The following is a 10,512-nucleotide window of genomic DNA, read 5'->3' as shown; positions in this document are numbered from 1 at the left end:
GGCCCAGGTCCCACGGGAACCTCCGGGGAGCTCGCCGAGACCTCGACGCCCCTCTGGGCGGCAAGGTCGCAGACCTGCCGAACGAGCCTGCGCCCCTGCGCGCCGGACGGCCCCTCGCCCTCCCTTGCGACGAGGGTCACGTCATGCTTCGAGGCAAGCCCGCAGACGAGCTCGCGCTGGGAGCGACCCATGTCCTCGAAGCCCGCAAGCACCACGGGCGGCACCAGGGCGCCCCCTGCGTCAAGCGCCTCGGCGAGCCCGGCCATGGCGGAGCACGGCTCCACGAGGCCGCGGGAGCGAAGCTCCGCCTCGTAGCCCGCCAAAAGCCCGACGAGGGCCGCCTCGGCGCCCGTCACCCCCTCGGGTGCGGGAGCGCTCGCAAGCCAGGGAAGGCCCTCGCGCGCGAGATCGGCGAGAAGGGCCGCCGCGCCGGGGGTGTCCACCAGGGCGGAGCCGGGGCGCCAGGCGGCGCGGGCGAGGACGCGGCTTGCCAGCACGTCGCGCGATGCGTCGTCCACGAGGCGGCTGCCGTCACCCCAGACCTCCCACCGCTCCTCGGCCCAGGCCTCCACGGTGGTCACCGTGACGCCAAGCGCAAGCCCGCCCATGACGGCAAGCTCACGCTGGGCGTCGAGCGCCTGTGGGAACGACGGCACGAGCAGCACCGCCCTGCCAGTCGCCTCCATCGCCTCGCGAATACGGCGCTCGACCTCGGGGCCGACGATCTTCTCGCTTGTCGCAGTCAGTAGGGTGAGCGGCATGGGATCCTCTCCACGATCGTCCTGTCTGGAAAATCCTACCGCACGGACCGGACAAGAATCGCGCGGAGGCGAGGAGGTCACGCGCGGGGACGCGGACACGCGCCAAGCAAAGGGCGGGCCCGCGCCGACATTGAACTGCGCGCGAGCCCGCCCGACGTCCCTCTGCGAGGAGTCCCTACCCCGCGAGCGCCTCCACGGCGGCGCGGAGCTCGTCCGCGCGGTCCGTGCGCTCCCAGGTGAACTCGGGGAGCTCGCGGCCAAAGTGCCCGTAGGCAGCGGTCTTCTCGTAGATGGGGCGACGCAGGTCGAGGTCGCGGATGATGGCGCCGGGCCGCAGGTCGAAGACCCGCTCCACGGCCCGCTCGATCACGCCGTCCTCCACCGAGCCCGTGCCGAAGGTGTCAACCATGACGGAGAGCGGGTGGGAGACGCCGATGGCGTAGGCCAGCTGGATCTCGCAGCGGTGCGCGAGGCCGGCGGCCACCACGTTCTTGGCCACCCAGCGCGCGGCGTAGGCGGCCGAGCGGTCCACCTTGGTGCAGTCCTTGCCGGAGAAGCAGCCGCCGCCGTGACGACCCATGCCGCCGTAGGTGTCCACGATGATCTTGCGGCCGGTGAGGCCGGTGTCGCCCATGGGACCGCCCACCACGAAGCGCCCGGTGGGGTTGACGTAGACGTCCGCACCGTGCCACTCGATGCCCACGGTGTCCATCACGGGGGCGATGACGTAGTCCACCATGTCCGCCTTGATGACGTTCATGTCCTCGATGGCGGCATCGTGCTGGGTGGAGACCACGATGGCCGTGACCTCGGCGGGGCGGTCGTCCTCGTAGCGCACGGTCACCTGGGTCTTGCCGTCCGGGCGCAGGTACGGAACCTGACCGTTCTTGCGCACCTCGGTCAGGCACTCGGCCATGCGGCTGGCCAGGTAGTGCGGCATGGGCATGAGAACGTCGGTCTCGTCCGTGGCGTAGCCGAACATCATGCCCTGGTCGCCGGCGCCCACAAGGTCGATGGGGTCCGTGGTGCGGCCGGCCTGCGCGTCAAAGGACTCGTCCACGCCCGCGGCGATGTCCGGGCTCTGCTCGTGGATGAGGTTGAGGACGCCGCAGGTGTCGGCGTCGAAGCCGAACTTGGCGCGCGTGTAGCCAATGCGGCGGATGACGTCGCGGGCGATGGTCTGCACGTCGAGGTAGGCCTCGGTGCGAATCTCGCCGGCGATGATCACGGTGCCGGTGGTGACGAAGGTCTCGCAGGCGCAGCGGACGTTGTCCACGTTGGCCGGAACGCCGGAGGGAGAGACGTAGCCCTCGCTCTGGAGCTGGGCCTCCTTGGCGAGAAGGGCGTCCAGGATGGCGTCGGAGACCTGGTCGCAGATCTTGTCCGGGTGGCCCTCCGTCACGCTCTCCGAGGTGAAGAGGTAGCTGCGGGACGAGGTGGAACGATGGGGTGAAGACATGTCGGTCCTTCTTTCGCTTTCGGGGCGGCCGTTGCCATTCCGCCCCTCCCGATACAAATGCCTAGTGATGATACCCAAATGCCGCGGCGCCGACGCCGCGCCCGCACGTCAGCACGGCAACCACACGTTCCGGCGCGGGCAGGAGGGTGGCGGGCTCTTCTCGCCGGTTCTTCTCGCCATGCGGAACCGCGCGCGAAGGCATGCTCGGCAGGCGCGAGAGGCGAGAAGCAGGTGCTCTCCTCGCCTTCGAGCATGCCGTATGTACCAGCATGCCCATATGCACGGAATCGGTCGCTGAAGACGAGAAGCCGTGCGCCGAGGCATGCTCGGCGGCGGCATGGCAGCAACACCGGTCGTCGCGCCCGTGGGTCAGCCGAGAAAGACGGCGCGGCCGCGCTCCGTGCCCACGCCGAAGAGCGCGAGGTCCAGAATCCTTTGGGTGAGCGCCTCGACGCTCTCGGGCGCCCCGTCGGGGGCCACGTGCTCGAACACCAGGAAGGCGCCTGCCACGGCGGCCGCGCAGAGGCGGCTGTCGGCGTCCTCGCGGACGAGCCCCTCCCCCTTGGCGCGCTCGAGCTGGGCCGTGAGGATGGCGAGGACGCGCGCGAGCCGCGGCCCCTCCACGGCGGGCGCCCCCGTCGCGCTCGTCCCGGAGCCGAGCATCGCGAGCATGAGGGGGCCGCCGGGCCTCAGGGCCTCTGCGAGCGCGCGAACGAGCCCGAGGATGGAGTCGGCCGCCGAGGGGGCATCGGCGACGACCCGCTCCACCGCGTCGACGAGCGCCTCGACCGAGCGGTCCATCACGGCGCGGACGAGCTCCCCCTTGTCCGCGAAGTAGTAGTAGAGCGAGCCCTTCGACATCTCGCAGCGAGACGAGACCTCCATCATCTGGAAGTCCGTCCCGCCGCGCTCCACCATGAGCTCCGCCGCGGCCTCCATGATCTTCTCGCGCGTCACCGCGCTCTTGCGGGTCCTCGCCTCCGCCCGGCCTCCCCTGACACCCATGCGCGCCTCCCCTCGCGACGCCGTCCCGAGCCTCCCCCGGGTTCGCCTCTCGTTAGCAGAATCCTATCATCTGGTCTCTATTTTTGAGTGCAGTTCAAAAATATTGAACGCGAGTGTATAGTTTCGGCCGAAAGGGAAACGAGAGGGTAAGCGGGCCTGGCAGCCCGCCCGACGGCCGAGTGACGGGGTTTGGACGGATGGGGCCGTTTCCGCGGCCCCATCTGTCCGAAGCCCGTCACTCGGCTGGACAGAACCGCCCGGAGGACCAGAGGGGATCGTCAAGCATGCGCACCGCCATCCGAATATTCATCCGCGACCTGAGGAGGCTCCTCGCGAGCCCCGCCGCGATCGTGATCGCCGTGGGGGTCTGCGTCATACCCTCCGTCTACGCGTGGCTCAACATACTGGCAAACTGGGACCCGTACGAGAACACGGGCACGGTCCCCGTGGCGGTGGCCGAGCTCGACCGGGGGGCGGACGTCCCCGGGATGGGCTTCACGGACGCGGGCGACATGGTCCGCCAGCGCCTCGAAGAGAACGACCAGCTGGGATGGACGTTCGTCGACAGCGAGGAGGACGCGCTCGAGGGCGTGCGCTCGGGGCGCTACTTCGCGGCCTTCGTCATCCCCGAGGACTTCACCTCCTCGCTCGCGGGCGTGCTCGACGGGCGCACCGAGCCCGCGCACGTGGGCTACTACGTCAACGAGAAGGCGAACGCCGTGGCGCCCAAGGTCACGGACACCGGCGCCACCACGCTCGAGACCCAGATAGCGCAGGAGTTCGTCAGCGTGGCGGGAGAGACGGTGACCGAGCGGCTCCAGGGCGCCGTGCGCGGAGCGACGGGCGCCGCCGACGCTGCGTCGGAGGGCGCGGCGGCAGACCTGCGCGACGTCGGCGGTCGCCTCGACGGGCTCGCGGGCGTGCTCGAGGCGGCGCGCGGCGATGTCGCGGCCGCTCGCGAGGCCGTGGGCGACGCCCGCGCCGCCGTGGCGGACGCCGGCGGGGCCGCAAGCTCGCTCGCCGGGTCGCTCGACGCGGCGCTCGGGACGCTCGGCCAGGCGCGCGGGCGGGCGCGGACCCTCGCGGGCGACCTCTCCTCCGCGCTCGGGACGGGCGCGGGCGCGCTCGCCGACCTCTCTTCGACCGCGAGCCACGACATCGGCGCCATCGCCGGGGACGTGGGCTGGGCGCAGGGGCGCGCCCAGGCGGCCATCTCGCAGATCCGCGCCGCCAACGGCACCGTGGGCGGTATGCTGGGGACGCTCGAGTCCGCCCTGGACGAGCTCTCCGCGGCGGGCCCCTCGGACGGGGCGGCGGCCGCGCTTCGCGACCGCGTGGTCGAGGGCCTGCGCTCTGCCCTCTCCGACCTCGAGCGGCTCTCCGCCGACCAGGCCGCCGAGCTTGACGAGCTGGAGGCCGCCTCCCGGGAGGTCGCCTCCGGCGCTGACGCGATGGGCAGCCTCGCCGGGGAGGTGAACGACGCAGTGCAGGCGGGCGCCTCCTCGCTGGAGGGGCTCCGCTCCCAGGTGGCGCAGGACGCCTCGCCTCAGCTCTCCGCCGCGCTCGACGAGCTCGCGGACGCCGGCGGGCGCGTGGCCGGCGGCGTCTCCGCGCTCGGCCCGATGACGGGGCAGGCTGACGGCACGCTGGCGCAGCTCGACGCCCTTCTCGCCCAGTGCGACGCCACGCTCGGGCGGGCTGCATCGGGCCTGCGCGACGCCGCGGGCACGGCGGGCGGCCTCGCCGACGACCTCGCGGCCGTAGCGGGGGCCTCCGACTCCGCCGCCGTGAGCGGCCTGCTCGCGCTCGACCCCGCGTCCACGGGGTCGGCGCTCGGAGCCCCCGTCGAGATGGCGAGCGAGCCCGTCTTCCCCGTCGCCAACTACGGCTCGGGGGTGGCGCCCTTCTACACCAACCTCGCCCTCTGGGTGGGCGGGTTCGTCCTCGTGGCCGTCTACAAGCTCGAGGTCGACCGCGAGGGCCTCGACGTCGCCGAGGTGTCGCCCGCCCAGGCGTTCTTCGGCCGCTGGCTGCTGCTCGCCCTGCTCGGGCAGGTGCAGGCGCTCGTCTGCTGCGTGGGCGACGTGGCGCTCGGCGTCCAGTGCGTCTCGCCCGCCGCCTTCGTGCTGGCGGGGATGGTGGAGTCGCTCGTCTACGTGCTTATCGTCTACGCGCTGGCGGTGGCCCTCAAGCACGTGGGCAAGGCCCTCGGCGTGCTGCTCGTGGTCCTCCAGATCCCCGGCGCGTCGGGGCTCTATCCCATCCAGATGCAGCCCGACTTCTTCCGCGCGCTTGGCCCGTGGCTGCCCTTCACCTACGGCATCAACGCCATGCGCGAGGCCGTGGCGGGCTTCTACGACGGCTACTACGTCCGCAACCTGCTGGCGCTTCTCGCCTTCGCACTGCCGGCGCTGCTGCTGGGCGTGGCGGCGCGCCGCAGGCTGGCGCGCGTGAACGCCCTCTTCGACCGGCGCATGGCCCAGACGGACCTCCTCATCGCAGACCACCCCGCCGCATGGGGCGAGAAGGACGAGGGGCTCCTCGCGTCCGTCGTGGACGCGCTTGCCACCTCGCCGGGCCACAGGGAGGCCTTCCTCGCACGGGCAGCGCGCTTCGACGTCGCGTACCCGCGGCTCGTGCGGCGGGGCGTGGCGGCGCTGCTCGCCGTGCCGCTGGTCCTTCTCGCCCTGCTCTTTGTGACGCCCGCGAAGTTCGCGCTGCTCGTGCTGTGGGTGCTCTCGCTCGTGGCCGCGAGCGCGTACCTCATCGGCGTCGAGTACGCGCACGACCGGCTCGCCCGCATGAGCGAGCTCGAGAGGATGGGGACCGACGAGCTCGTGGGGCTCGTCGAGGACATGAGAGGGGGCGATGGGCGATGAGGGGAGTCTGGGCGTTCCTGCGCCGCGACGCCCGGCACGCGGTCTCGAGCGCGATCGCGCTCGTCGTGTTTGCGGGAATAGTGGCCGTGCCGTCGTTCTACGCGTGGTTCAACATCGCCGGCAGCTGGGACCCCTACGGCAACACGAGGAACCTCCGCGTGGCCGTGGCAAACGAGGACGCCGGCTACGAGGGGGGCCTCCTTCCCGTGAGGGTCAACATGGGCGAGCGCGTGGTGTCCGACCTGCGCGCGTCCGAGTCGATCGGCTACGAGGTCACCTCGGCCGACGACGCCGTAGAGGGCGTGCGGTCCGGCGAGTACTTCGCCGCGATCGTGATCCCGGAGGACTTCTCGCGCGACATGATGGGCGTGCTCTCGGGGACCTCCGGGCGGCCGCGGGTGAGCTTCTACCAGAACGAGAAGGAGAACGCCATTGCCACGATCGTGACGGACAAGGCGTCGGCCGCCGCGCAGGCGGACATCGACGCGAGCTTCGCGCGGTCGGTCGCGAGCGTGGGGGCGGGCGTGCTCGACGAGCTCTCTCGCGCGCTCGACGACGACGGCGTCACCTCGCTCGCCGCGCGGCTCGGCTCCGCCGTGGCTGACGCGGAGAACTCGCTCGCCGGCACGGCCGACGACGTGCGCGGGTTCTCCGAGCTTCTCGCCTCGACGCGTGGGCTCCTCGGCAGCGGCGCGGACGCGGCGGAGTCGGCGCTCTCCCCCGCCGCCGGGGCGGGCGACGCGCTGCGCGAGACGGCCTCCGGGCTCGCGGGGGCGGGCTCTGCGATCGACGGCGCGGCGACGTCCGTCGAGGGGGCGCTCGCGTCCGCCGGGGCGGGCCTCGACGGGGTCGACGACGCCATTGACGACGCGCTCTCTGCGGCGGAGGCGCAGTCGGCGCGCGTCCGCGGCCTGCTCGACGACGCGCGCGCCGCCGCGGACGGGCAGGCCTCCTCGCTCGACGCGCTCGCGTCCGCGCTCGGGGAGCAGGCCGCGCTTATGGGCCAGCTCGAGGAGACGCTCCCCGAGGGGGCGGCGCGCGACCGGGTGGCGGCGGCGCGCGAGCGCGTGCAGGGGCTCGCCGGGCGCGTGACGCAGGCGGCCGACGAGATGCGCGACCTCTCGCAGGGCCTCCAGCGCACCATGTCCGACCTCGACGCGGGCGCGGCCGACGCCGGGGCGGCGCGCCAGGAGCTCGCAGGGCTCGTCGGCGAGGCGCGCTCGGCGATCGACGAGGTGCGCGGGTCCTACGACGCCGACGTGCGCGGCGTGCTCGAGGAGCTCGCGACGCAGGTCGGCGGCGCCGCGGCACAGGCAGACGCCGTGCAGGGGAGCCTCTCGGCGGCGCTCTGCGCCGCGCGCGACGCCGCGCGGGGAGCCGAGGGAACGCTCGGCGACGCGCAGACCTCGCTCGACGAGACGGCAGACGCCATCGAGAAGAGCGCGGGGCGGCTGGGCGACCTGCGCGAGCGCCTCTCCGCGGCACTGGCCAGCGGAGACGTCGAGCAGGTCCGCAGGGTGCTCGCCGCCGACCCCTCCGAGCTCGCCGACTTCGTCGCGGCGCCGGTCGACGTGGAGCGCACGGCCATCTTTCCCGTGGAGAACAACGGGTCTGCCATGGCCCCGTTCTACACCACGCTCGCCATCTGGATCGGGGGCGTCGTGCTCTGCGCGCTCGTGCGGGCCACCCCCTCGGCCGAGGCGCTTGCCGAGACCGGCTGCTCGCACGCGCAGGCCTACGTGGGGAGGCTCCTGCTGTTCTGCGCGGTGGGGCTCGCCCAGGCTGCGCTCATTTGCGGCGGCGACCTCTTCTACCTGGGTGTGCAGTGCGAGCATCCGTGGCTGCTCCTCCTCGCGTGCCTCACGTCCTCGCTCGTGTACGTGAACCTGATCTTCTCGCTCACCGCGTCCTTCGGCGACGTGGGCAAGGCCGTGGCCGTGGTGCTCATGGTGGTCCAAGTGGCTGGCTCGGGCGGCACCTTCCCGCCCCAGATGCTGCCACCCGCATTCCAGGCCGTCTACGCGTGGCTGCCCTTCGTCCACAGCGAGAACGCCATGCGCGCGGCGATGTTCGGCGTCTGGGAGGGCGACATCTGGCGCGAGCTGGCGGTCCTTCTTGCCTACCTCGTTCCCGCCCTGCTCCTAGGCCTGGTGCTCCGCCGTCCGGTGATCCGCCTCAACGAGCGGCTCGAGGAGCGCCTGGAGGAGACCCGCCTCATGTGAGCGCCCTGCGTCACGGAGGCGCCGGACGCGGAGGCGCGGGCCTCCGCACGAGTGACGCGTTTTGGACGGACAAAGCCCCTCGGGAGGTGCGGTCCGTTCGAAGCGCGTCACTCGGCATTGGGCGAGCTGAGAGTAGGGTCCGCAATCAGGCGGATAGTGTGAAAAAAGCGGCCCCAACAATGCAATCAGGGGGATAGTGCGAAGCGTTTTCGGGACGTCTCGGCACGATTGGCATCGCATCTCCAGCAAAATGCCTGTTGCGGCCGAGGCGGATACTCGGGGTGCCCTGAGAATCGCTTCGCACTATCCCCCTGATTGCAGAGAACGAGCCCCGAATTTCACACTATCCGCCTGATTGCACGCGACGGCACGCTTCCCTCCCGGGCACGGCAGCAGATTTCCCCCAAGGGCCGTCCCGGCCTCGGCCAGAAAGTCGAGCGCGCTATACTGATGGCGTATGTGACGATTGTCTCACGGAGAGGAACCTCATGTCAGACACCCCCGTGCGCGTGCGCTTTGCGCCCTCCCCCACCGGCAAGCTCCACGTGGGCGGCGCGCGCACCGCGATCTACAACTGGGCCTTCGCCCGCGCCAACAACGGCACCTTCATCCTGCGCATCGACGACACGGACCCCGAGCGCTCCACCGAGGAGAACACCCAGATCATCTTGCGCGCCATGCGCTGGCTGGGACTCGACTGGGACGAGGGCCCCGAGGTGGGCGGCGACTTTGGCCCCTACAAGCAGACCGAGCGCGCCCAGCTCTACCGCGACGCCGCGCAGCGCCTCTGGGACGAGGGGAAGGCCTACCCCTGCTTCTGCACGCCCGAGCAGCTCGCCGCCGACCGCGAGGCGGCCCAGGCGCGCAAGGACCCCTTCCAGGGCTACCAGCGCCGCTGCCGCGACCTCGACCCCGCCGAGGCCCGGCGCCGGATCGACGCCGGCGAGCCGTACGTCCTGCGCATCAAGGTGCCCGAGGACCGCGGCGACGTGGTGGTGCGCGACGCCGTCCACGGAGACGTGACCTTTGCGGCCCGCGAGCTCGACGACTTCGTCATCCAGCGCACGGACGGCACGCCCACCTACAACTTCGCCACCGTGGTGGACGACGCGATGATGGGCATCACCCACGTCATCCGCGGCGACGACCACCTCTCCAACACCCCGCGCCAGGTCATCGTCTACGAGGCCCTGGGCGCACCGGTGCCCACCTTCGCGCACATCTCCATGATCCTGGGCGCCGACGGCAAGAAGCTTTCCAAGCGTCACGGCGCGACCAACGTGGAGGAGTACCGCGACGCGGGCTACCTCTCGGACGCCTTCGTGAACTACCTGGCGCTCCTGGGCTGGTCGCTCGACGGCGAGACCACGATCATCCCGCGCGACGTCCTCGCCCGCGAGTTCTCGCTCGACCACGTGTCCAAGAACCCGGCGACCTTCGACCCCAAGAAGCTCGACTGGATCCAGGCCGAGTACATCCGCTCCATGAGCGACGCCGACTTCGCGGACCAGGTCATGCTGCCCGAGCTCCACGAGGCCGGTCTCGTGGGCGACGGCTTCGAGGCGGACGAGGCCTGGGTGGACGCGCTGGCCGCCATCGTGAAGCCGCGCACCAAGTTCCCGGCCGACGTGGTCACGGTGGCCGCGCCCGTCTTCGCTACCGCCGAGACCCTCGCCTACGACGAGAAGAGCGTGGCCAAGGGGCTCGCCAAGGAGGGCATGGGCGCGGTGCTGGACGCGGCGCGCGAGGCGCTCGTGGGGCTCGACGCCTGGGAGCCGGCCGCGATCGACGCCGCGCTGGAGACGCTGCCCGAGGCGCTCGACATGAAGAAGCGCCTGGTCTTCCAGGCCGTGCGCGTTGCCGTCTGCGGCAACATGGTGTCACCGCCGCTGGGCGAGACCATGGCGCTCGTGGGTCGCGAGGACTGCCTCGCGCGCATCGACCGCGCAAGGGCCATGGCGCTGTAGGGTCGCCACAAGGGCCTGCCGTCCGGGGGCTGCGCGCTTGGCGTGCAGCCCCCGGACATTTTTAGCTGGAAAAGTGTCGCGCCGCCGCACCTCGGCCGTTGGGGTGCGGCGGCGCGACGTTCTTCTCGGCAATTGTGTCGCTCCCCCGCACGTCAAGAAAGGGGGTGCGGCTCCGCGACACTTTCTGGGTCAGAACCGTCGCAAAGCCGCACCCCCATC

5 protein-coding genes and 1 pseudogene are annotated in these 10,512 nt (G+C 71.7%); 3 read left to right on the top strand and 3 right to left on the bottom strand.

Annotated features, from left to right (window positions below; all coding sequences use genetic code 11):
* The 3 genes and pseudogenes from B5F79_RS10675 to B5F79_RS10665 form a co-directional block, all read right to left on the bottom strand.
* Nucleotides 1–761 (bottom strand): annotated as a pseudogene (locus B5F79_RS10675) (hypothetical protein); the annotation flags it as partial.
* Nucleotides 762–936: 175 nt separating this feature from the next.
* A complete protein-coding gene (gene metK, locus B5F79_RS10670) occupies nt 937–2,220 on the bottom strand; it encodes a methionine adenosyltransferase (protein WP_087221449.1) in 1,284 nt (427 codons plus the stop codon).
* Nucleotides 2,221–2,589: 369 nt separating this feature from the next.
* Entirely contained in the window at nt 2,590–3,225 is a 636-nt protein-coding gene (locus B5F79_RS10665) for a TetR/AcrR family transcriptional regulator (RefSeq protein ID WP_087221446.1), read from the bottom strand.
* Between the two features lie 284 nt (nt 3,226–3,509).
* Between B5F79_RS10665 and B5F79_RS10660 the strand changes: the two genes are divergently transcribed.
* The 3 genes from B5F79_RS10660 to gltX all read left to right on the top strand — a co-directional run bounded on the left by B5F79_RS10660 (nt 3,510) and on the right by gltX (nt 10,293).
* On the top strand, nt 3,510–6,104 hold the full coding sequence (locus B5F79_RS10660; protein ID WP_087221443.1) for a YhgE/Pip domain-containing protein: 2,595 nt from the start codon (nt 3,510–3,512) through the stop codon (nt 6,102–6,104).
* Entirely contained in the window at nt 6,101–8,326 is a 2,226-nt protein-coding gene (locus B5F79_RS10655) for a YhgE/Pip domain-containing protein (RefSeq protein ID WP_087221440.1), read from the top strand. The genes B5F79_RS10660 and B5F79_RS10655 overlap by 4 nt, the downstream gene beginning before the upstream one ends.
* 488 nt (nt 8,327–8,814) lie before the next feature.
* On the top strand, nt 8,815–10,293 hold the full coding sequence (gltX, locus tag B5F79_RS10650) for a glutamate--tRNA ligase (protein WP_087221437.1): 1,479 nt from the start codon (nt 8,815–8,817) through the stop codon (nt 10,291–10,293).
* Nucleotides 10,294–10,512 lie beyond the last annotated feature (219 nt).

Origin of the sequence: Olsenella sp. An285 (assembly GCF_002159625.1) — a bacterium.
GTDB classification, from domain to species: Bacteria; Actinomycetota; Coriobacteriia; order Coriobacteriales; family Atopobiaceae; genus Thermophilibacter; species Thermophilibacter avicola.
The sequence above is the reverse complement of the archived record's forward strand: the minus strand, read 5'-3'. Positions and strand labels throughout refer to the sequence as shown.